The organism is Blautia parvula, from assembly GCF_020215665.1.
GTDB classification, from domain to species: Bacteria; Bacillota; Clostridia; order Lachnospirales; family Lachnospiraceae; genus Blautia; species Blautia celeris.
Genome location: NZ_CP084061.1, coordinates 1,449,714 through 1,471,321, shown reverse-complemented (window position 1 = coordinate 1,471,321; position 21,608 = coordinate 1,449,714). Strand labels below are relative to the sequence as shown.

Annotated in this window: 20 protein-coding genes; 13 read left to right on the top strand and 7 right to left on the bottom strand. The window is 47.8% G+C overall.

The window, feature by feature from the left end; all coding sequences use genetic code 11:
* Positions 1-16 precede the first annotated feature (16 nt).
* Entirely contained in the window at positions 17-874 is an 858-nt protein-coding gene (locus LC508_RS06960) for an AraC family transcriptional regulator (protein ID WP_103732937.1), read from the bottom strand.
* Between the two features lie 244 nt (positions 875-1,118).
* Here LC508_RS06960 and LC508_RS06955 point away from each other — a divergent pair, with 244 nt between their 5' ends.
* From LC508_RS06955 to LC508_RS06930, 6 genes are all read left to right on the top strand, one after another.
* On the top strand, positions 1,119-3,698 hold the full coding sequence (locus LC508_RS06955) for a glycoside hydrolase family 3 protein (RefSeq protein ID WP_103732938.1): 2,580 nt from the start codon (positions 1,119-1,121) through the stop codon (positions 3,696-3,698).
* A 138-nt stretch (positions 3,699-3,836) separates the two neighbouring features.
* Positions 3,837-4,763 (top strand): hypothetical protein, encoded by a 927-nt coding sequence (locus LC508_RS06950; protein WP_118594108.1) that lies wholly within the window; start codon positions 3,837-3,839, stop codon positions 4,761-4,763.
* A gap of 60 nt (positions 4,764-4,823) precedes the next feature.
* On the top strand, positions 4,824-5,300 hold the full coding sequence (locus tag LC508_RS06945) for an RNA polymerase sigma factor (RefSeq protein WP_054351069.1): 477 nt from the start codon (positions 4,824-4,826) through the stop codon (positions 5,298-5,300).
* A complete protein-coding gene (locus LC508_RS06940) occupies positions 5,297-6,004 on the top strand; it encodes an anti-sigma-I factor RsgI family protein (RefSeq protein WP_033140543.1) in 708 nt (235 codons plus the stop codon). The genes LC508_RS06945 and LC508_RS06940 overlap by 4 nt, the downstream gene beginning before the upstream one ends.
* Positions 6,005-6,181: 177 nt before the next feature.
* Positions 6,182-7,468 (top strand): alkyl/aryl-sulfatase, encoded by a 1,287-nt coding sequence (locus LC508_RS06935; protein ID WP_118594107.1) that lies wholly within the window; start codon positions 6,182-6,184, stop codon positions 7,466-7,468.
* A 117-nt stretch (positions 7,469-7,585) separates the two neighbouring features.
* Positions 7,586-8,482, top strand: a complete 897-nt coding sequence (locus tag LC508_RS06930; protein WP_207727903.1) for a MerR family transcriptional regulator — start codon at positions 7,586-7,588, stop codon at positions 8,480-8,482.
* Positions 8,483-8,530: 48 nt separating this feature from the next.
* On the opposite strand, the gene LC508_RS06925 is transcribed toward LC508_RS06930, so the two are convergent.
* From LC508_RS06925 to LC508_RS06910, 4 genes are all read right to left on the bottom strand, one after another.
* Positions 8,531-10,570 carry an ABC transporter permease gene (locus LC508_RS06925; protein ID WP_103732886.1) on the bottom strand — a complete coding sequence of 680 codons (2,040 nt, stop codon included), beginning with the start codon at positions 10,568-10,570 and terminating at the stop codon, positions 8,531-8,533.
* Positions 10,560-11,324 carry an ABC transporter ATP-binding protein gene (locus LC508_RS06920; protein WP_033140540.1) on the bottom strand — a complete coding sequence of 255 codons (765 nt, stop codon included), beginning with the start codon at positions 11,322-11,324 and terminating at the stop codon, positions 10,560-10,562. The genes LC508_RS06925 and LC508_RS06920 overlap by 11 nt, the downstream gene beginning before the upstream one ends.
* Positions 11,325-11,631: 307 nt before the next feature.
* A complete protein-coding gene (locus LC508_RS06915; RefSeq protein WP_033140539.1) occupies positions 11,632-12,666 on the bottom strand; it encodes a sensor histidine kinase in 1,035 nt (344 codons plus the stop codon).
* A complete protein-coding gene (locus LC508_RS06910) occupies positions 12,663-13,337 on the bottom strand; it encodes a response regulator transcription factor (RefSeq protein ID WP_103731701.1) in 675 nt (224 codons plus the stop codon). Before LC508_RS06910 ends, LC508_RS06915 begins: the two co-directional genes overlap by 4 nt.
* Positions 13,338-13,478: 141 nt before the next feature.
* Here LC508_RS06910 and LC508_RS06905 point away from each other — a divergent pair, with 141 nt between their 5' ends.
* The 5 genes from LC508_RS06905 (at position 13,479) to LC508_RS06885 (ending at position 18,381) form a co-directional block, all read left to right on the top strand.
* Entirely contained in the window at positions 13,479-14,033 is a 555-nt protein-coding gene (locus LC508_RS06905; RefSeq protein ID WP_052099300.1) for a histidine phosphatase family protein, read from the top strand.
* Between the two features lie 107 nt (positions 14,034-14,140).
* Positions 14,141-15,535 (top strand): MATE family efflux transporter, encoded by a 1,395-nt coding sequence (locus tag LC508_RS06900; protein WP_103731702.1) that lies wholly within the window; start codon positions 14,141-14,143, stop codon positions 15,533-15,535.
* Positions 15,532-16,218 carry a DUF5058 family protein gene (locus LC508_RS06895; protein ID WP_225305333.1) on the top strand — a complete coding sequence of 229 codons (687 nt, stop codon included), beginning with the start codon at positions 15,532-15,534 and terminating at the stop codon, positions 16,216-16,218. Before LC508_RS06900 ends, LC508_RS06895 begins: the two co-directional genes overlap by 4 nt.
* Positions 16,219-16,260: 42 nt before the next feature.
* Positions 16,261-16,926 (top strand): hypothetical protein, encoded by a 666-nt coding sequence (locus LC508_RS06890; RefSeq protein ID WP_103731703.1) that lies wholly within the window; start codon positions 16,261-16,263, stop codon positions 16,924-16,926.
* 12 nt (positions 16,927-16,938) lie between these two features.
* Positions 16,939-18,381 (top strand): M20 family peptidase, encoded by a 1,443-nt coding sequence (locus LC508_RS06885; RefSeq protein WP_103731704.1) that lies wholly within the window; start codon positions 16,939-16,941, stop codon positions 18,379-18,381.
* Positions 18,382-18,462: 81 nt separating this feature from the next.
* Here LC508_RS06885 and LC508_RS06880 read toward each other — a convergent pair whose 3' ends face one another.
* Both LC508_RS06880 and LC508_RS06875 read right to left on the bottom strand, forming a co-directional pair.
* Positions 18,463-19,341 (bottom strand): AraC family transcriptional regulator, encoded by an 879-nt coding sequence (locus LC508_RS06880; RefSeq protein ID WP_054351072.1) that lies wholly within the window; start codon positions 19,339-19,341, stop codon positions 18,463-18,465.
* A gap of 27 nt (positions 19,342-19,368) precedes the next feature.
* Positions 19,369-20,475, bottom strand: coding sequence for a C45 family autoproteolytic acyltransferase/hydolase (locus LC508_RS06875; protein ID WP_103731705.1), 1,107 nt, complete (start codon positions 20,473-20,475; stop codon positions 19,369-19,371).
* 202 nt (positions 20,476-20,677) lie between these two features.
* On the opposite strand from LC508_RS06875, the gene LC508_RS06870 reads away from it, so the two are divergent.
* Both LC508_RS06870 and LC508_RS06865 read left to right on the top strand, forming a co-directional pair.
* On the top strand, positions 20,678-21,118 hold the full coding sequence (locus LC508_RS06870; RefSeq protein ID WP_103731706.1) for a LytTR family DNA-binding domain-containing protein: 441 nt from the start codon (positions 20,678-20,680) through the stop codon (positions 21,116-21,118).
* A 3-nt stretch (positions 21,119-21,121) separates the two neighbouring features.
* Positions 21,122-21,607: a hypothetical protein gene (locus LC508_RS06865; protein WP_054351073.1), complete on the top strand. Its 486-nt coding sequence runs from the start codon at positions 21,122-21,124 to the stop codon at positions 21,605-21,607.
* The last annotated feature ends 1 nt before the right edge of the window (position 21,608 follow it).

The following is a 21,608-nucleotide window of genomic DNA, read 5'->3' as shown; positions in this document are numbered from 1 at the left end:
CCAAGTTAGTATAAACTTAGGATGGCAGTTCCGGTGAAAAATATTCCCTGATCTCGCTTCGTATCTTCTGCGGTGTATCGCCGTACAATTTTTTAAAGGTGCGCATAAAAACTTTGTAGTTACTGATGCCGTTTTTTTCCATGAGTACAGTGATGCTGTCGTCCGTATTTTTTAAATCTTCATATAAATGCATGGTGCGGACAGAGTTCAGGTATTCCAGAAAGGTCTGTCCCGTATACCGTTTAAAGAGACGGCAAAAGTATTCCCGGCTCACTGCCAGACTTGCGGCTGCATCGTCCAGAGTCAGCGGTTTTTGAAAATGGTTCCGTACCCAGTCCATGACCTGTGTGACACGTTCCAGGTCCCGGTTGGCCCCCGTTTCCGGTGCGGAAGGGGAGAGCGTGCAGAAGTTCCTATACAGATGGTACAGAAATTCATAGAGTTTGGCAGCAAAAAAGAACTGATAACCATTATCCTGACGGGTATAGGCATCCAGCATATGCTCCAGGCTCTGTCTGAGGCCGGAAAAGACCTCCCCGTTATCCGCAGGAGCAATCATAGTCTGAAAATGCAGTTCGGTGCCGGAAGGCAGAAAATTATGCAGATGCTCAGCGGAAATCTGCAGCAGAATATAACAGACAGAGCCATTGGCACGGGTCATATGGAGTTCTTTGCTGTTGATGATCATCAGATTGCCCGGGGTGAGCAGATAGGAACCCGCCTGTACTACTGCGGTCAGTTCTCCCTCCATCATATACAGAACTTCCAGATAATCATGCCAGTGGGCCGGAATGGTCAGGTCTGTACACTGGGAGAGCATGAATTTTGCAGGCAGACCGTTGTTTTCACTGATTTTCTCATAATAGTATGACATGGGCTTTTCTCCTTCCGGTCATGTGGTCTTGTCATGGTGTGTAATTTGAATTTATCAATACTGACAGAGAACCTTCTGGGAACATTCTAGCAAACCAGGTGAAAAATATCAATATCAGCCTATAAATAGTTAAAAAGAACCGTAGAAATTTCCTGTTTTATTCGTCATAATATAAGACAGGATAGCAGCTGGGAGTTACGGAACAGCTGCGGTTAATAAAGACAAGCAGTCTGGGAGGAATACCATGCAGTTAAAAAAGAAAACATTTACAGGAACAACTTCAAATGAAGTGACAGCCAGAGAGACAGAAAACAGAAAAATTGCCCGTCAGGCAGCAGCAGAGGGGTTTGTACTTTTAAAAAATGAGGACCATATTCTGCCCATCAAAAATGGTGCAAAGCTTGGACTTTACGGTGCCGGTGCAGTAAAGACCATCAAAGGCGGCACAGGCTCCGGCGATGTCAATGAAAGAGAATGCATCAATATCTGCCAGGGATTGAAAAACGCGGGATACGAGATCACAAGTGACGCCTGGCTGGAGGCTTATGCATCTCTCTATGAGGAGACACGGCTTAAATGGCGGGATGAGATATTGGGAAAACTGCCGGTATATAACAACAATTTTTTTGAGGCATATTCTACAACCCCGTTTTTCATGCCCTGCGGAAATCCCGTTGATGTGGAAAAGGCTGCTCTGGATGGTGCAGATACAGCCATTTATGTACTGAGCCGTATAGCGGGAGAAAATGCGGACCGTCATGACACGGAAGGTGATTATTATATTTCCGCGGAGGAAAAAGCGCTGATCGGTCAGTTATCAAAGGCTTATGATTCCCTTGTTCTGATGATCAATACAGGAGGTCTTGTAGACCTGGCGTTTGCAGAGGAGTTTGACAATATTAAAGCTGTGCTGCAGTTTGTGCAGGCAGGGCAGGAGGGCGGCAATGCCTTTGCGGACGTGATATCCGGCAAAGTGACACCAAGCGGCAAACTGGCGGATACCTGGGCCCTTGATTATAAAGACTATCCGAGCAGTGATACGTTTAGCTTTAAAAACGGGGATGTGAATACAGAAAAATACCAGGAAGGCATTTATGTGGGATATCGGTATTTTGATACCTTTGACGTGCCTGTGCGTTATCCGTTCGGTTATGGTCTGTCTTATACGGATTTCTCAGTCAACACAAAAGGGGTTGAGGCTGTGAATACAGAGAGCGGAAAACCGGAAATCGCGGTAACGGTGGAGGTGACCAACACAGGTGATACATACTGCGGCAAAGAAGTAGTGCAGATCTATGTCTCCTGCCCTCAGGGAAAACTGGCTAAAGAATACCGCCGTCTTGCCGGATTTGCCAAAACAGAGGAATTAAAGCCGCAGGAGTCCTGCAGTATGACCATTACATTCCCGGTATACCAGCTTGCCTCTTTCGATGAGGAGAAGGCAGCCTGGATTCTGGAGGGAGGCACTTATGGTATCTGGGTGGGCAGCTCCATTCAGGATGCAGAGCCTGCAGGAAGTCTGTGTCTGAACAAAGATGCCGTTCTGGTACAGTGTGAACATATCTGCCCGCTGAAAGAGGAGCTGAAGGAGCTGACACCGGACCATGGCAGGATGATGGAGAAAGAAGCTGCCTGGCTGGAAAAAACAGCAGGGCTTCCCTGTGTACATATGAGCGCAGAGAATATAGGAAAAGAAATCGTGGTTTACTCAGAACTGCCGGAACATTTTACCGGCAGGGCGGGTGAGATTGTGGAGTCCCTGTCCCGGGAGCAGCTTGTGCTGATGGCGACCGGAGACCCGGGAAAAGGCCAGGATGCTGTACTCGGTTCAGCAGGGATCACTGTGCCGGGAGCTGCGGCTGAGACCTCCTCCGCTGCGTCCGGGGAACCCTGGAATCTGCCGTCCATGGCTCTGGCAGACGGCCCTGCAGGGCTGCGCCTGAACCAGAAATATCAGGTGGTTGACGGAGAAATCGTACCTGAGAATTTCATGAACTCTATAGAAAAAGGATTTTTCGCAGAGTCGGTAAAAGAGGAAGGAACCTCCTATTATCAGTTCTGTACTGCGATTCCGGTGGGAACACTCTTAGCCCAGACTTGGAATGCCGAACTTGTAAAAGAAGTGGGAGAGATGATAGGAAAGGAGATGGAACTTTTCCAGGTGACTTTATGGCTTGCACCGGGCATGAATATTCACAGGAACCCTCTCTGCGGAAGAAACTTTGAGTATTATTCCGAGGACCCTCTGCTGTCAGGTATCATGGCTTCTGCCATGACTCTGGGTGTACAGAAGGTACCGGGATGCGGAACCACCATCAAACATTTTGCTTGCAATAATCAGGAGGATAACCGTATGGGTTCCGACTCCGTACTCTCCGAGCGCGCGCTGCGCGAAATCTATCTGAAAGGATTTGAGATCGCAGTGAAAAATTCCCAGCCCATGTCCATTATGACCTCTTATAATATGATCAATGGCGTGCATGCTGCCAACTGCTACGACATTTGCACCAGGGCAGCCAGAGATGAATGGGGATTTGCAGGCGCCATCATGACAGACTGGACGACGACCTTTGCGTCCCCCAGAGGCGAGTGTACAGCGGCAGGCTGTATGCGTGCGGGCAATGATATGGTAATGCCCGGCATTCCCCAGGATCATGAGAACATCCGTCAGGAGCTGTCAGAGGGAACGCTTAACATACAGGAGCTGAGACGCTGCATCTGTAATACCGTAAATCTGATTCTGCAGTCCAACCGTTATGAGGATGCAGTCAGCTATCTGGAGCAGTTTACAGGGCTGGATTCATATCTGAAGGTGGAAAAGTAAAAAAATAAAATAAATTTCATATTTTTGAAAGGATTCCTCCGGTCCAATCGTTTTATTAGTATAAAGAGGAGTTTCCGGGCGTTCTGCCGGGAAGAAACCGCTGAAAATAAAAGGATGAAGAATCGGAGGAATAAAAAGATGAAGTTTGATAAAAGAAAAGTTTTAGCTGCCGCGGCAGCAGGTGTGCTCCTGGTTGGGACAATGAGTACCGTTGTGATGGCAGGAGGAAAAGGGGATCACAGCCGTCTGTGGTGCCGGGATAGTGTGTGCAGGGAACATGGAGCAGACTGCTCATATACGGAAACCTGTGCAGGAACAGATTGTCAGAAGAGGGAAGACTGTGAACATGGAGCAGGTTGTCAGAACCCGGGCAACTGCGTCTATGGTACTTCCGGACAGAGCCGGGATACTGTCATAAACGGAACAGGCAGCCGTGACTGTACAGGTGTTGTAAATGAAGCGGACAGCCAGAATCGTGCAGACACTGGGAATAAAGCAGGCAATCAGAGTGGTAAAGGCACTGCAAATGAAGCGGACAGCCAGAAACGTACAGGTACTGCGAATGAAACTGACAGCCAAAACCAGTTCGTCACTGTGAACTATGAGGACAGTGTGAAACAGACATCTGTCGGGAATAATCCAGACAGTCAGGCAGATGCCGCAGACAGTCAAAACCAGACAGATTCTGCGTATCATGCAGACGGTCAAAACCAGGCTAATACTGTCATCACCGACAGCATAAATAGAACCGACTGTCAGAATCCGGAAATCTGCATGAATGGAACCGACTGCCGGAACCAGGGAGTCTGCATGAACAATGAAGACTGTCAAATCCAGGAGAAGTGTGAGTACGGCGCCAACTGCCAGATTCATGAAGCCTGCAGGAACAGCGCAGCCTGTCAGAATTCGGAAGAGTGTGAGTACGGCGCCAACTGCCAGATCCATGAAGCCTGCAGGAACAGCGCGGCCTGTCAGAATCCGGAAGATTCTGTGAACGGCACAGACACTTTCGGGGGCCATGGGAAACATCACGGCAGCAGTCATGGAAATCATCACGGAAAATAAGACAGCATCAAGGAAAAGAAGACAGATAGTATCATATAAAGCCGAAAGGATTTCATTCACATGATGACAAAATGGGACATCAATGTAATAGTGGAAGAATACGCAGATACCATAACCCGTATCTGCTATTCTTATGGAAAGAATTATGATGACACCCAGGACATTATGCAGAACGTCTTTTTGAAGCTGATGCGCGCCAATCCGGAATTTGACTCTAAGGAACATGAAAAAGCCTGGATCATCCGGGTGACGATCAATGAGTGCAAGGATTTCCTGAAGAATATTTTCCGCAGGCATACTTCCCTGGAGGAAGCACAGGAAATTCCCATAGAGGAGAAGGAGGATTTATCTTACATACGGGAGGCAGTCCTGAAACTGCCGGACAAATACAAATCCGTTATTTATCTCTTCTATTACGAGGGATACACAGCAGTGGAAATAGCGGGAATCCTGCATAAAAAAGAGAATACCGTTTATACCTGGATGAACCGTGCCAGACAGATGCTGAAGGATATGGTAGGAGGTGACGTGGAGTGAGCAGAAAAATCAGAGACGCATTTGATTCTGTAAAAGCAGATGAGCAGATGAAGGAAAAAACAAAGGAAACCCTGATCGCCCAACTGGATTCCTGTTCAAAACGCCGCTTTTACCAAAGACCGGTATTTTACCGGACACTGGCAGGGGCTTTGCTGCTGGTACTGGTGTTTGCGGGGAGTATGAGGGCTTATGAGATAAAAGCCGAGGCAGCATATATCACTATGGAAGGCCCGGTTGAGATCGGTCTGTCCGTAAACGGCAAAGAAACGGTGATTTCAGCGGAGGGTCTGAACGAAGACGGAGAGAGCATAATCTCCCAGGTGGATGTGACGGGAATGCATTACCAGGAAGCGCTGCAGGCCATTATGGAGACAGATTCCTATCAGGAGTGCCAGGGGGATAAGGCAAAGGTGAAGGTTTCCTGCCATGATGACGAGCAGGAGGCAGATATGCAGCAGAGCGCCAATGAGGCCTGCCACTCATACGGTCAGCAGTACCGTGAACATCACAGCCGGGAACATGACACGGAGACAGAAGGCCACAGAGAAAAACACAGCGGCCAGGGCAATGGAAAACACGATGAGAAATCCAGGGGTGACCAGTCGGAAGAGAGTCAGGAAAATCAGCAGAGCAGTCATTCTTCCGGCGACTCAGACTATGAAAATACAGAACACGGGCATAGAAACGGGCATCACGGAGAATAAACACAGCATGACAGGACATAAAAACATCACCACAAAAAACGGCATCAGCCATTACGGCTATGCCGTTTTTTCGTCCATTTCCTTCTGCCTTCTGGCATCGGCAGCAAGTTTCTCATGTTCACACCCCTGTAATTGTGGTAAAATAGAGAAAAACCAAAGGAATGGAGGCATAATTATATGCTTATAGAAAATGGCGGTCAGACATTACGGGACTTTACAGAAAAAAATTACAAAGAAACCGTTTCTGAAGTGACAAAAGGGGTGTGGTTCGTATCAGGCTTCGGGCACAGCAACGCTGTCTTTGTTGAGGGGGCTGCCGGCGTTATTTTAATTGACACTCTGGACACCCTGGAGCGCGGGCAAAGATTGTCAGAAATCATTGAAAAGAATACTGGCAAAAAAGTAAAAACCATTCTTTATACACACGGACATCCCGATCACCGGGGCGGCGCAGGGGCATTTCAGGAAAGCGCGGAGGAAATCATAGCCTTTGAACCTGTAACTGCTGTATTGGAAAAAACGGAACTTCTGCAGGATATTCAGAATCTGCGGGGAAAACGGCAGTTTGGATATTCTCTCACAGACGAGGAAGCCATCTCTCAGGGAATCGGACCGCGGGAGGGCGTGGTCTACGGGGAACACAGGGCTTTTGTCCCACCGACCAGGGTTTGTCAGCAGGAGCGCATTGTCAGAGAAATTGACGGGGTACAGGTCGAGATGGTTCGTCTTCCGGGTGAGGCGGAAGAACAGCTCATGATATGGTTCCCTGAAAAGGAAGTGCTGTGCTGCGGCGACAATTATTTTGGCTGTTTTCCCAATTTATACGCGATTCGCGGCGGACAGTACCGCAATCTCGCAACGTGGATCCACAGTCTTGATGTGCTCATGTCTTACCCTGCAGAATATCTTCTGCCGGGCCATACAGCGCTGATATCCGGCAATGAAAAAATCCGGGAAGTGCTGGGGAATTTTAAAAATTCTATTGACTATATTCTCACCAAAACATTAGAGGGAATGAATGCAGGCAAAAGCCCGGAAGAATTGGCTTCTGAAATCCGACTGCCCGGGGAATATGCAAATCTTCCGTATTTGGCGGAGCATTATGGATGTGTGGAGTGGACGGTACGAGAGATTTATTCGGCATATTTAGGATGGTTTGACGGAAATCCGACGAATCTCCATCCCCTTGCTCCGAAAGCGCATTCCGAAAAAATGCTGGATCTGATAGGCGGCAAAACGAAAACTTTTGAGGCGGCCAAAAAGGCACTAAAGGAAAAAGAGTACCAGTGGTGCCTGGAGCTCTGTGATCTGCTGCTGGCTGCGGAACCTGACAGCAAAGTGCTGCAGTTAAAAGCCGCAGCTCTGGAAAAAACGGCAGAATACGAAACAAGCGCAAATGGGCGCCATTATTATATGGAATGCGCAAAAGAACTGCTCCGTGCAAACGGAGATATCCAAGGATAAAAATTATATTTCCCCCTTTTAAATTTATTGAAAAACATTATTGACTCTCACGTTCCGTGATAGTGTAAGATGAAATTATCATAGAAAAGAAATATGATACAGAGCTGCAAAAAACACATGGACAGAAGGGAGTGGAATCATATTAAGACAGTAAAACAGGTTTCTGAGCTAACAGGGATCAGCGTAAGGACATTACAGTATTACGACGAGATAGGGCTTCTGGCACCAACGAAGCTGACGGATTCCGGCTACCGCTTATACGATGACGCTGCACTTGGAACCTTGCAGCAGATACTGTTTTTCAAGGAGCTGGATTTCTCTTTAAAAGAGATCAAAGCAATTATCGAAAATCCGGCCTTTGACAAAACAGAGGCGTATAAGCAGCAGAAACAACTATTGGAGACAAAGAGAAAACGGCTGGACAAAATGATTCGTCTGTTGGGAAAATTAGAAAAGGGGGAAACGTGTATGAGTTTTGAAGAATTTGATACAAAAGAATATTTTGACATGCTGTCCGAATTCCGGAAGGAGCATGAGGATGCTGTCATAAAAAGCTTTGGAAGCATGGAAGCATTTGATGACTGGGTGAGTAAGTGGAAAGGAAAAGAGTCCTTCCTGGTTGACGCTGCCAAGAAAAATTATGACAGCATGGAAGATTTTATATCTGCCATGAGAAAGAACCTGGAACATATGCCCGAATTGATGGAAAAAGGACAGAAACTCAAAGAGGACGGCGGACTGCAGCGGAACAAGGAGCTTACAGAGGCTCTGGTATCCGATCTGACAAGAGACCCGGGCTCGGAGGAAGTGCAGGCGACCATAAAGGAATGTGTGGAGATCACGGAAAAACTGTACGAAGGAATGGAAATGGGCAAAAACTTCTGGGAAAACATGATTGACGGCTATCTGCATGAAAAACTTTTGATTGATACTATGGATAAAAACTATGGCAAAGGGGCCTCTGAATTTATAGGAAGAGCCTACCAGTATTTTATTCAGAACAGAAAAGCATAGGGGACAGTATCAGGGGGAAGTCCGGTAAACCGGGCTTCCCCTTAAATGTTATTCCACATCAGGCACTTTCTGCGCGGACATGATATTCCGTTTGAATTCAATGTAAGTTGCGATAAAGTAAATTATATACACACCGCCGAACAGCAGCAGTGCAAGCCCGAAGTAAGGCCAGGACGGTGCCTGCACACCGGAGTATTTGACGAAATTATGGCTGATAAAGCCCACAATGCCTCCGCTGAGCAGTACCGCTCCTGCAAAGGGGCAGATATAGTAAATGACAAGCTGCCGGAAAATTATCTGGTTCAGTTCCTTTGTCCGCATGCCCAGTTTGCCGAGAAGCTGATAGCGGTATTTGTATTTTCCGGAATCTGAGAGCTGCTGGACTGCCAGCACTGTGAGCGCCACACAGAGGAACACAAGCCCTACATAGATCAGCGGAAAGATCAGGGTGGAGAGCAGAAATTTCATTTCCCTTGCATCGTTTTCTTTCAGAAATACCAGCTTATCAGACACATAGATGGCATCTGATCCGGTTCCCCGGTCCAGGCTGTCCATATAGTTATCCAGCTCTTCATAGGAATCATTTTTCATATTGATGCCCCACATGGACAGCACCTGGTCGTAGAAATCATCCGGAAGGCTGCCTTTTATACTGGCTGCCATGAGGGAGTAGTAAGGCGTCATGGAGGCCGCCGTTTCATCCGGGACGACCAGTATATAATCAGCACCGTTGTGTCCGCTTTGCTCAAAGGTATCGGTATAGATTCCGGCACAGACATAGTCCTGCCCCTGAATGTGCAAAGGGGTTTCGGAGAACGGCAGCAGTGTTTTTTTCAGCCTCTTTTTTGTCTGTATCAGATACTGGTCCTGCTGAAGGCTGACCGGATCCAGATGCAGCATCTGCCGCAGGCGGTTGTAATCGCTTAAACGCATATAGGTGTCGTATTTAAAACAGGAGTAATAGTAAGTGTCGTTCTCAGAAAGCGCTTCCGTAAGATAACGATTGCAGGAATTGGTATGATCCTGATAAATCTCATAGGCCAGAAAATCTGTGATTTTCGCGTACTTTTCCGTCAGCGCTTTCTCTTCGGCAAAATCATAATCGGTATGTTCGTTGTATATGCAAACATCAAAGGGATATTTTTCCTGCACCTGTGTGTTTTGAAACTGGTTCAGCATCAGGGCATCCGATACCCCCACCAGGGCCACCATAAAAAGAATCGTGAGTGTGCCCAGCGTAAACTGCATGGTTTTTACTTTGGAGGCAAGCTGCCTGAGAAGGAATATATTGGCTCCGTTATATACGCCGGCTCTTCCTTTCCGGATGTAGCTGATAAGAAAAGCGGAGAGCCCCATGTACAGAAAATAGACGGAGACAATGAGTGCCGCGATCATGGGATATACATTCCATTGATTAAAATGCCCAAAGTACAGCATCCAGCCAAACAATAGAATCGTGAATAGGGAGACAAAAAACATCCACTGTTTTCCCGATTTATTTCCGTTTTTCAATTCCTCATTCTGGCGGTCCAGGTACATCATCTCACGGATATTCATTTTCTTAAAACGCCGGTTGCTCCGGAACATTGCCAGCACATAGGAGCCGAAGAAAATCCCTGCAGTCATAAAAAAAGTCGCTATGTTCCATTGGATATGGATCGTGTAGTCAGCCTGCACAATGGCATAGATCAGGGTTGTGATAACCTGCTGCAGAAAGAGGCCGGGAAGCAGGCCGATGAAGAAAGCAGCCAGGCCCAGAAGCAGCATTTCTTTTAAAAACAGCCTTGCGATCTGCTTTTTGTGAAATCCGAGAAGCAGATAGGTGGCAAATTCCCTGCTTCGTTTTTCCGCCATGAATTTCATCATATAGTGCACCAGCCATATCATGATGAGCACGATAAAGAAGGTGGCCAGACCCAGCATGGCGCCCATCATTCCCGCCTCGGCGCATAGCTTTTTTACATCCTCTGAGAAGATCATGGAGTCAAAGGAGAACATCAGGGCAGCAGTGAATACCATGGTCAGAAGATAGATGAGATAGTCTCGGAAGGAGCGTTTGGCATTGCGAAGAGCCAGCTTATTCAGCATCCCCATCACCTCCTGTCAGGGAGAGCACATCCAGGATCTCATCCAGGAATTCCTTCCTGCTTCTGGAGCCCTTCTGCAGTTCATGAAAGATTTTTCCATCCTTTAAAAATAAGATGCGCTTGCAGTAACTGGCAGAAAAAGCGTCGTGGGTGACCATTAAAATGGTGGCATTCATCTGCTCATTCATATGGGTAAAAGTCTCCAGCAGCATCCGGGCAGATTTGGAATCCAGAGCGCCTGTAGGCTCATCCGCGAAAACAATTTTCGGATGGTTGATCAGTGCCCTGGCACAGGCACAGCGCTGCTTTTGTCCGCCGGATACCTGGTAGGGGAATTTGTCGCAAAGGGGCAGGATATCCAGGCGCTCCATGATTTTTTTCGTCCGTTCCTGGATCTCCTTTTTGCTTTTCTTTGTCAGTGACATGGCAAGGGAAATATTCTCCTGAATGGTCAGCGTGTCGAGCAGGTTGAAGTCCTGGAAGACAAATCCCAGATTGTTTTTCCTGAAATCAGCCATTTTATCCTCGCTGAGCCTTGTGATGTCCTCGGGACCGTAATAGATATGGCCTGAGGTAACCATATCCACAGTTGCCAGCAGATTTAAAAGTGTTGTTTTGCCGCTTCCACTGGCTCCCATGATACCGGTGAACTCGCCCTTGCTGACAGTAAAAGAGATGCGGTCCACAGCTTTTGTGAGATTGTTTTTACTTCCGTAATATTTTTCTATATCCTCCACACGGATTAATTCTTCCATCTTGTTATCCTTCCTTTCCGGCTGTTGTACAGGGGAGTTCCCTGTTCTTGGTTCTATGATACCGGAAAGCGTCTGTGTTTCATATCAATGTAGTCTGCAGTAACCTTACAATTTTGAAAGATTGGCGTTACTGTTCACGGCCAATGTTCCGCGAGGGGTTTTCCCCAAGGGGATGCTGCGCGATGCGAAGCAAAATCCCGAGTTGGCCAGCGCCAAAATGCAATTTATTGCATTTTGTACCCTAAAGGGCAGAACTGTGCATCGCGAAGCGTGTTACTGGGCACGCTGTGAACAGTAACAGATTGGCTCAGGCTTCTGCATTTTGTCCGTCTCTGGAGAAATGACTGCTGCCGTCAGGAAAATGCAGCAGTATTTTTGTGTATTTTCCTTCCTCAGAACGGGCTTCTATGGAGATTCCCAGTTTTCTGCAGAGCTTTCGGCACAGATACAGTCCGATCCCTGTGGACTGCCGGTTATGTCTGCCGTTGGTTCCGGTAAATCCCTTGTCAAAAATGCGCCCGATCTCACTGTCCTGAATGCCGATACCGTTATCTGAAACGATAAGTGCAGTGCTGTTATTTTCCCGGAGAGTATCAATGGTTATGCGCAGGCTTTCCTCTTTTTTATACTTGACGGCATTGAGAAATATCTGGTTTAAAATAAATTCCAGCCATTTATCATCGCAGTATACCATTTCCTCACAGCCGTGAAGCTCTACCTGCGCCTGATTCTGTATCAAATAAGGGCGGATGCGCTGGATGGCAGTCAGAACCGCGTCTTTCAGCACGATCCGGTGTATGAAGTAGTCCTGATACACCGTGTCAGATCTGGCATAGAAAAGTGCCTTTTCCACATCATTTTCCAGCTCTGAGAGCTGGGCTTTGATCTTTCTCGTCTCTGCTGTTTTGTTGTTGTCACAGATGAGGTTCATGGAGGTGATGGGAAGTTTTACTTCGTGTATCCAGTTCTCTATAAAGTCTTTATACTCTGTGCGCTCGGATTCCAGATGATGGACTGTGTCGATGACGGATTTGTTGGAGCTTCTGAGGATCCTTTTATAGAGCCGGTCCTCCAGGCGGAAGGAATCCGGCATGACCTCTGATATGAGATAGGGCTTGTCCAGCGAGTCTGATATGTGGAACAGCTCTTTAAAGTACCGGCTTCTTCTGTACCAGTCAACGGTGAACCAGACAGCCAGAAGAAAGAGCCAGGCCAGATAAAAAAGCAGAAGCTGGTTCTTTTTCATACCGCAGGTGTACAGGTAGATAAAACTGCCTGTCATGCACAGTATCTGCATCAGTATGGTCAGTATTTTGTCTTTGATATATTCCGGAAAATTCATATGCGGTACCCCTGTCCTCTCCTTGTCTCAATCAGATTTTCCACGCCGATCCTGCGCAGCTTGCCGCGGATACGGGTGATGTTCACACTCAGTGTATTGTCATCAATGAATATCTGATTATCCCACAGATCGTCTATAATGTCTTCCCTGGGTACGATTTCACCGCACCTGGAAAAGAGATTCCAGCAGATGCGCAGCTCGTTTCTGGTAAGCTCCACTGTCTTATCCCCGCAGGCCAGAGTGCTGTTCAGAAGATTGAGCCGGCATCCGCGGCAGGTCAGGATACAGGCATCCGTGGCTGTGTTTTCCCTTCCCGAGCGTTTCAGCACCGCGGCTATTCTGGCAAGCAGAATGGGGGCCACGTAGGGCTTTGTGATGTAGTCATCGCCACCCATCATGATGCCGTTCAATTCATCCATGGAGGAGCCCCGGCTGGTCACAAAGATGACAGGCGTGTCTTTTGTTTTGCGGATCTCCCTGCACAGAGACAGGCCGTCAACTCCCGGAAGCTGGATGTCCAGCAGGATCAGATCAGGGGAGAGCGCGTCCACCTGAGCGGGAATATGGGTAAAATCCTCTATGACATCTGTCTGATACAATGCGTTTTCCAGCATCAGCTTCAGTTCACTGCGGATATCCGTATCATCTTCAATAATTAATATATGGTACAAATTCAGGCCTCCTGCTGTTTTTCTTATATTATAGTATTCCCGGCGGCGGTTTGCAATGAAAAGGAAAATTCATTGCGTTAATTGACAAAAACGAGTATAATTTTAAATTAAGAGAAAAAATGGAAAAAGGAGAGCATTATCATGGACTTACTGCTGGTCAGACACGGGGAACCGGATTATTCTGACGTTGATAAGAGAGGTTATGCAGGGCACGGCCGTGATCTGGCAAAACTGACAGAGAAGGGTGTGCAGCAGGCAGAACAGGCGGCTGGGGACAAAAGACTTCCGGGTGCGGATCTGATTCTCTCTTCCCCCTATACCAGAGCGCTTCAAACCGCGTCTGTCATATCCCGGGTTACCGGTATTCCCCTGACCGTGGAAACAGACCTGCACGAATGGATGCCTGATTTGACCTTTACATACACGGGGCCGGAGGAAATCCCGGCTATTCTTAAGGAGATGGAACGGTATGAAGGAGAGTGGTGCAGCGAATGTAAATACCACTGGGAAAGTCTTTCAAAGGTTGGAGAAAGGGCCTTTTTGGCAGTGAAAAAATACATGCACTGTAAAAAGATAATTGTGGTTTCCCATGAGACGGTCATACAGCGGTTTATAGAGAGGAAATCTGTAGCCAGCGGCTCTGTGATACAGATGGACTTTCAGCAGGAAAGCAGGTGGCTGGGATTTTACCGTTAAAGCGTGTAAAAGAAAACAACAGCCCAAAAATTGAGGAGAATATGGTTCACTATGAAGTGTAATGACACACACGGATGCATGGACAGAAGAGGGATGGAGACAGTGAAATGACAGGAATACGCAGGACAGAAAACACGAACTTACATATCAAGGTAAATAAAACATTTTATTACAGCTTTTTTTCTATATACGCGGCACTGGTGCTGCAGAACGTTATCACGCTCAGCGTAAATCTGGCGGATAATATGATGCTGGGAGCTTACAGTGAAACATCACTGGCAGGCGTGGCAGCGGTCAATCAGATCCAGTTTGTATTTCAGCAGATCCTTATGGCACTGGGAGACGGGCTTGTGATCTTCTGCAGCCAGTATTGGGGAAAAAAGCAGACGGAACCCATGAAAAAGATTGCAGCCACAGCTATGCATGCAGGGCTTGTGGTGGCGCTCCTTTTGTTTGTGCTGGTCAGTCTGTTTCCCTTCCAGGCAGTGGGTGTTTTTACCACTGACAGACACATCATCGAGGAGGGTGTGCAGTATCTGAATATCATACGGTTCACGTATCTGTTTTTTGCGGTTACCCAGCTTTTGCTGGCAGCGCTGAGAAGTGTGGAGGTGGTAAAGATTGCGTTTGGCCTCTCCATTATGACATTTTTTATCAACTGCGGAATCAATTATGTCCTCATATACGGACACTTCGGCGCACCGGAAATGGGAACCGCAGGCGCAGCGGTGGGAACGCTGACAGCCAGAATCGCAGAGTGCGCTGTGCTGATCCTATACATAGCAAAAAAGGAAAAGAACCTGAATCTCAGATTAAAAGATTATCTGTCATTCGACAAAGTTCTGTGCAGGGACTACTTTAAGATCACAGCACCCATGGTGGTGGTACAGAGCCTCTGGGGTGTCAATACTGCTCTGCAGACAGTGATCCTGGGGCATATGACATCCGCGGCGATTGCCGCCAACAGCGCGGCGTCCACACTGTTTTTGATGGTGAAATCCACAGCAGTGGGAGCAGCCTCCACGGCATCGATCATCATAGGAAAGACCATCGGAACAGGAGACATAGCGCTGACGAAGGTGTACGCAAAGGTGATGCAGAGAATGTTCCTGGTGATTGGAATCTTATCGGGAATCCTTTTATTCTTTATCCGCATTCCAATTCTGAATCTTTATGATCTGTCGTCTGCAACTAAAGATATGGCCAACACATTCCTGATCATATTGAGTGTAGTCTGTGTGGGCATGTCCTACCAGATGCCCACCAACAACGGGATCATCCGGGGCGGCGGCAATGCTATGTTTGTAGTGAAAATGGACCTGATCAGTATCTGGGGCATTGTCATACCTCTGTCATTTTTTATGGCGTTTGTGATGAAAGCATCACCGGCAGTTGTGGTTTGCTGCCTGAACGCGGACCAGATATTCAAATGTGTACCGGCGTTTCTGGAATCCCATTATGGGAACTGGATACGGAAGCTGACAAGGGAGGAGAACACATGAAATTTCAACCAAACAGTACCTTTTTGTTTACCCTGGCAGGACTGGTGATCCTGTTCGTTATTGCCCAGTCCATATTTTTCCTGGTGCGGGCTTACAGGCGGGGAAAAAGCTTGGGAATCGAGACAGCGCAGATGAAAAAGACCATTCTGTCCACCGCAGTATTTACCTTGGCTCCGGCTGTGTCCATACTGCTGGGCGTCATCACACTGTCTAAGTTTTTGGGGCTGCCTCTGCCGTGGCTGAGGCTCAGTGTCATCGGAGCCATTACATATGAACTTCCGGCAGCCACGTCCACAGCCAATGCCCTGCATATCTCCCTGTCGGAGACCGTGACAGACCCGAAAGTCTATACAGCCATCTGCTGGGTCATGACACTCGGCATCTTTCCGGGGCTTATCTGGGTGCCCCTCTTTATCAAAAAGATTCAGGGAGGCCTGCTGAAGATCAAGAATAAGGACAGCAAATGGGGCGATATTTTTATGACAGCCATGTTTTTGGGCATGATATCCGCATTTCTGGGAATGGTGTTCTCTGATATCCGCAATGGACTGAAGGGCTGGATCCCAATCTTTGTCCTGCTGTTTTCCGCTCTTCTTATGGGTATCTGCGGGATTCTCATAAAAAGTGCGGCTGGAAATGGCTGGAGAATTATGCGCTTCCTGTCAGTATGCTGGGAGCTATGATCTTTGCGGCGGTTATCACACCCATGATAGGAGGTTGACAGGATGAAGAAAAACGGCAGAACATATGAAGACATGACACACATTTACGGGCGCATCTGGATTCTCTGCGCGCTGGGCATGATTTTCGCCTATCCCATTGTCACCTGTATCTATTATCAGGCGTGGCCGGGCTGGAAACCGGTACTCAAAGGACTTCTGGGTGTGGCGCCTATTTTTTGGACGGTTGGCCTGATCGAGGTGGTGACCTTTGTTCCAATGCTGGGGACAGCCGGGTCTTATCTGGCCTTTGTCACCGGTAATCTGACCAACCTGAAAGTTCCGGCAGCCCTCACCGCCATGGAGAATGCAAAGGTAAAACCGGGAACAGAGAAGGGAGAGGTGATTTCCACCATAGCGGTTGCCACCTCCTCCATTGTCACCACCATAGTCATTGCCCTGGGCGTGGCGCTTCTTGTACCGCTGACCCCAATACTGAATAATCCGGCAGTAAAGCCTGCCTTTGACAATATACTTCCGTCCTTATTCGGCGGTCTGGCGGTGGTGTATGTGAGTAAAAACTGGAAGATTTCCGTGGCGCCGCTGCTTTTTATGGTCATACTGTTTCTTCTGGTACCGTCCCTTTCCGGGTCTGTGGGCGTGCTGGTACCTGTTGGGGCGCTGATCGCCATTGGCTCGGCAAGATTTTTATATAAGAATGGAAAGTTATAGGAGGGATTTGAAATGCTGCAGATGATATTGTGGATTCTATTGGCGGCAGTCATTGTATTTTTGGCTGTTATCTTAGTGCGGGCGGCGATGTTCAAGCCGAAGCCGGGGCCAAAGCCCTCCGGGGAGCAGGTCACAGTAGATGAAGAAAAGACGGTACAGGACATGGCAGAAATGATACGCTGCAAAACCGTATCGTATAATGACGAAAGTCTCATAGACAAGGCTGAATTTAAAAAATTCCAGGAACTGCTTCCGAAGATCTATCCTGAGATCCACAGCCGTCTGACCCGCCAGTTTATCGGGGTTAACGGCATGCTGTATCACTGGAAAGGAAAAGAGGAGGGGCGCCCGGTTGTCCTTATGTCCCATTATGATGTGGTGCCTGTGGAGGAATCACAGTGGGAGAAGCCGGCGTTTGCAGGCATTGTGGAGGATGGTGTGCTCTGGGGCAGGGGAACACTGGATACCAAAGGAACTCTCTGCGGAATCATGGAGGCTGCGGAGCAGCTTCTGAAAGAGGGATTTGTGCCGGAACATGACATTTACTTTGCCTTTTCCGGACAGGAAGAGATCAATGGGCCGAGCTGTCCGTCCATTGTGGACTGGTTTGAACAAAACGGCATTTCCCCGGCTATGGTAGTAGACGAGGGCGGCGCCGTGGTGGAAAATGTATTTCCCGGCGTTTCACGGGAATGTGCCCTCATCGGTATCGCTGAGAAGGGTCTTACAAACATTGAATTCCACGCAAAAAGTAACGGCGGCCATGCCTCCATGCCTCCGGTCCATACCATTGTGGGAGAGCTTGCCAAGGCTGTGACAGAGGTGGAAAACCATCCCTTCCCCCGCCAGCTCACCAAACCCGTGAGGGAAATGCTGGACATACTGGGGCGCCACTCCGGTTTTCTGTATAGAGTGATCTTTGCAAATCTCTGGTGCTTTGAGGGGCTGTTTGACAAGGTGTGCAAAAAGTCCGGCGGTGAGCTGAATGCCATGATGCGGACCACCTGTGCCATGACAAAAATGGAGGGCGGAAAAGCCTACAATGTGATTCCGCCCATGGCCTCTGTGGGTATGAACCTGAGGCTGATTGGCAGAGATACCGTGGAGTCTGCCAGGGATTATCTGTCCCGCACCATACAGAATCCGGATATAGAAGTGCGTGTGGTGGAGGGAAGAAATCCTTCCGCAGAGTCGGATACTTCCTGCAGGGAATGGGAACTTTTATCCCAGGCAGTATGCGACACCTGGACAGAGGCACTGGTTTCCCCGTATCTCATGATGGCATGCAGCGATTCCTGGCATTACTGCAGGATCACGGACAGGGTGTACAAATTCTCTGCGATGAAGCTGTCTAAAGAGGAGCGAGGTATGATTCATGGAAACAATGAAAGAGTTCCCGTGAAAACCCTGGCAAAGACCGTTGAGTTTTATATTCGCCTTATGAAGCGCTGTTAGAAGAACGGCGGAGTATGGGCACTATTGGTGAAAGAAAAAGCTGCCGTGAATGGATGGAATCTTCCATTTGCAGCAGCTTTTTTATCCCCGTTTTCGATCATGAACCGGGAAATAAATATCAATCTCAGCATTTTCATCTTCCGGTCCTGTAAACCGTTCTGTATAACATTCAAAATCATCCCGGGCGGCAAGCTCAAACCCGCTTTTGGGAAACCAGACACCCCAGATATAATGATAGGTTCTAAGCAGAGTATCCACAGTTCCTTTATGCGTGAACTTTGCGTATGTGCCCCCGCAGAGCTTTTTCTTTTTCATATGGTCCGGCACAGGATACGCATCCGGAATTTCAACCCCCACAAAGGCGGAAGTTTTGCTGTCTATGTGAAATCCGTCAGAAGAGCAGGTTTCCCCTGCCTCGTATACGCCAAACTGTCTGTTTGAGAGAAGCGAGGCGGGAATCTGTCGGTTAAACTGCTCCCACATGGCAATTGATTCATTGCCGCTGACCGTTGTATTGAACCGAAATCCCATAATATTTATGGCAGGCATGGAGACAAATTCCGGGGTTAATCCGGCATGGGTGACAATGGTCTCATCAGGGAGCCGCGCTGACTGGCGGTTTCCGATCAGAACATCAATTCCATGTTTTCTGTATTCGGAGGGTGTCATGGAATACCTGTCTTTAAACGCCCGGGTAAAGCTCTCTGCTGATTCAAAATAAAGAGAAAGTCCGATGTCAATAATCTTTTTATCGCTGTGGGTCAAGTCCCACGCAGCCTGCGTCAGGCGTCTGCTTCGTATGTAACTTCCGATGGTTTCCCCCATGACAGCGCTGAAATAGCGGTGGAAGTGATAATAAGAGTAGGAGACCGCTTCTGCGGCGTCACGTGCCGTAATCGTTTCATACAAATGATTCTCAATGAATACAATAGCCTGTCCGATGATTTGATGGTCGTTCACAGTCTCCTCCCTCCTTGTATGGTTCGGTCAAAGTATATTATAGAATACCGGCCCTGCTTTTTCCTGAGGCAGCAGTGCCGGTATTTCCCCGGCATCCAGCATGCCGACGGAAAATGTCTGCCATGTATTTACCTGCGGTGAGCCGAATGTCATCTCTATGGTCTTATCTGTCACATCAAATACCATGGAGCGCAGTGTTCCGAAAAATTCTTTATAGTAGTGGCAGCAGAGGCCTTCAGGATAGGGAGCGGACAACAGATGTTTCATGTCTTCCTTGGAAATACGCCTGTCCTGTTCAAAGAGTTTTTCTATATTGCGGTTACGGATCAGGGAATTTTCGATAACCATTTTTTCGTAGGGCTTGATTTCCTCAAACAGGGTGTGGTTTGTGGACGTGAGATATGTTTTTTCACTGCTGCTGTCCAGGATTTCATATGCCTTGTGGCCATCTATGCATTGTAATAATGCTATTCTATCATAGCTGTCAGCCAACATCAAATTGATATTAAAACCAATAGGGGCATCCATGGTCCACCGGATTGCTTCCTCCACGGTTCTGCAGTTTTCCAGAATACTGCGCACAACGATCCAGAGCTGGAATCCCGTTACCCCCGGCTTTTGTGCACCCTCAAAATTGCCGACGGGAAGTCCGTTCCCCGCCTGGCACACTGCGAGGCCATGCTCATTTATTCCGTCACCTCTGCCGAACAGATGCAGGGTGGAGCCGATATAGCAGTATTTTCCCTTGATATCAGTATAGGCAAAGCACATCTCCTCCATTTCATCGTGGAAGTCATAATTTCTGGCCATCATGGTGTGGCGGTTTTCTGTTTTGGATGGAAGGGCTGCCATCAGGCTGCATCCGCGTTCCAGATAGGTCATTGCGTAGAAGAGGATCTGTTCCGCATGAACGCCGACGGTGTCTGAAAAGCCCAGAATCTCCTCGTTGATACCGGGACAGTATTCATCCAGCAGAGCGGTGATCTGCGCAAATTTATCATGGGGATAGGTATCGGGCGGCAGCAAGGCCCTCTGCAGCAGAACCGGCGCAGATAATATCCAGTTCCCAATCTGTATTCCCACTTCATAGCTTGTGCCTGTAAAATTTTTCAGATATACGTTTGTTCTTTCCATATTTCACATCATTCCTTTCTGTTATAAAAAGATTATAATTTGAAAGAAAGAGAGAAACTTGATATTTTTTGCTGTCCGGCAGATCAGTCTGTTTGGCGTGCGTGGTAACTTGGTACCCGAATAGGGCAACTGGGGCCCCATGCTATTGCGCATTTAAACAGAGTCTGTTAAGGTTTAGGCAGAAGGGAAAGGAGATGGCTGCGTGAAGATAACCGTGCACACGGACACAGATGAAAAAGAGACTCACATCCACGTAACATGCCCGGAAATGACACCGGAGATCGAAAGAATACTCTCCATGCTGCATATGCTGAACAAACAGCTTGCCGGGTATAAAGCAGGGGAGATGTATCTCATCGAGGCAGTGGATGTGCTGTATATTGATACCGCGGATAAAAAAACATTTCTCTATACAAAAAGTGAGGTGTATGAGACGGATCTGAAGCTTTATGAGCTGGAGGAACAACTGGAGGACGCTGATTTTTTCAGGGCAAACAAGTCCTGCATCATTAATTTCCGGCACATTGCTTCTCTGAAGTCAGAGCTGAACCGGCGTCTTCTTGTGACTATGACAAACGGGGAAAAACTGATTGTATCCAGACAATATGCAGAGTATATGAAAGAAAAACTGGGGGTTCGGTAGAGTATGGAAAGAGAGAAAACGATATTTGATTTTTTGGGAAATGTGTTTTGTATTTACGGGATCACTGCCACTATACTGATTCTGATCGCCTTTTTTTTCGGCGAAACGGCAAAGGAAATTTCCGGCATATTCAGGCTTGGAAGGCAGGGGATTCCTCTGGAGGTCATGGCGGAGTTTTTGCTGACTTCTTTTCTGGTGACCTGTATGCAGTACCTGTTCTTCTCGGAAAAGTTGTTCAAACGCTTGTCAGGGACCGGGCGGACCGTATGTATGCTGCAGTCCATTCTGACGATCACCTGTATGGCAATCTGGGGATTCGGCTGGTTTCCCGTAAATATGTGGGAACCGTGGGTATGTTTCATTGTCTGCTTTGCCATCAGTGTTGCTGTGAGCATAGGTGTTATGCGCCTGAAAATGAAGGCTGAGGACCGGAAACTGGAAGAGGGTCTGAACCGCATGAAGAAAAAATGGGAAGGGGAAGAGAAATAAA

Coding starts and splice junctions, on each gene's coding strand:
- LC508_RS06960 (WP_103732937.1), bottom strand. CDS start 874: ATGTCATACTATTATGAGAAAATCAGTGAAAACAACGGTCTGCCTGCA.
- LC508_RS06955 (WP_103732938.1), top strand. CDS start 1,119: ATGCAGTTAAAAAAGAAAACATTTACAGGAACAACTTCAAATGAAGTG.
- LC508_RS06950 (WP_118594108.1), top strand. CDS start 3,837: ATGAAGTTTGATAAAAGAAAAGTTTTAGCTGCCGCGGCAGCAGGTGTG.
- LC508_RS06945 (WP_054351069.1), top strand. CDS start 4,824: ATGATGACAAAATGGGACATCAATGTAATAGTGGAAGAATACGCAGAT.
- LC508_RS06935 (WP_118594107.1), top strand. CDS start 6,182: ATGCTTATAGAAAATGGCGGTCAGACATTACGGGACTTTACAGAAAAA.
- LC508_RS06930 (WP_207727903.1), top strand. CDS start 7,586: ATGGACAGAAGGGAGTGGAATCATATTAAGACAGTAAAACAGGTTTCT.
- LC508_RS06925 (WP_103732886.1), bottom strand. CDS start 10,570: ATGCTGAATAAGCTGGCTCTTCGCAATGCCAAACGCTCCTTCCGAGAC.
- LC508_RS06920 (WP_033140540.1), bottom strand. CDS start 11,324: ATGGAAGAATTAATCCGTGTGGAGGATATAGAAAAATATTACGGAAGT.
- LC508_RS06915 (WP_033140539.1), bottom strand. CDS start 12,666: ATGAATTTTCCGGAATATATCAAAGACAAAATACTGACCATACTGATG.
- LC508_RS06905 (WP_052099300.1), top strand. CDS start 13,479: ATGGACTTACTGCTGGTCAGACACGGGGAACCGGATTATTCTGACGTT.
- LC508_RS06900 (WP_103731702.1), top strand. CDS start 14,141: ATGACAGGAATACGCAGGACAGAAAACACGAACTTACATATCAAGGTA.
- LC508_RS06895 (WP_225305333.1), top strand. CDS start 15,532: ATGAAATTTCAACCAAACAGTACCTTTTTGTTTACCCTGGCAGGACTG.
- LC508_RS06890 (WP_103731703.1), top strand. CDS start 16,261: ATGAAGAAAAACGGCAGAACATATGAAGACATGACACACATTTACGGG.
- LC508_RS06885 (WP_103731704.1), top strand. CDS start 16,939: ATGCTGCAGATGATATTGTGGATTCTATTGGCGGCAGTCATTGTATTT.
- LC508_RS06875 (WP_103731705.1), bottom strand. CDS start 20,475: ATGGAAAGAACAAACGTATATCTGAAAAATTTTACAGGCACAAGCTAT.
- LC508_RS06865 (WP_054351073.1), top strand. CDS start 21,122: ATGGAAAGAGAGAAAACGATATTTGATTTTTTGGGAAATGTGTTTTGT.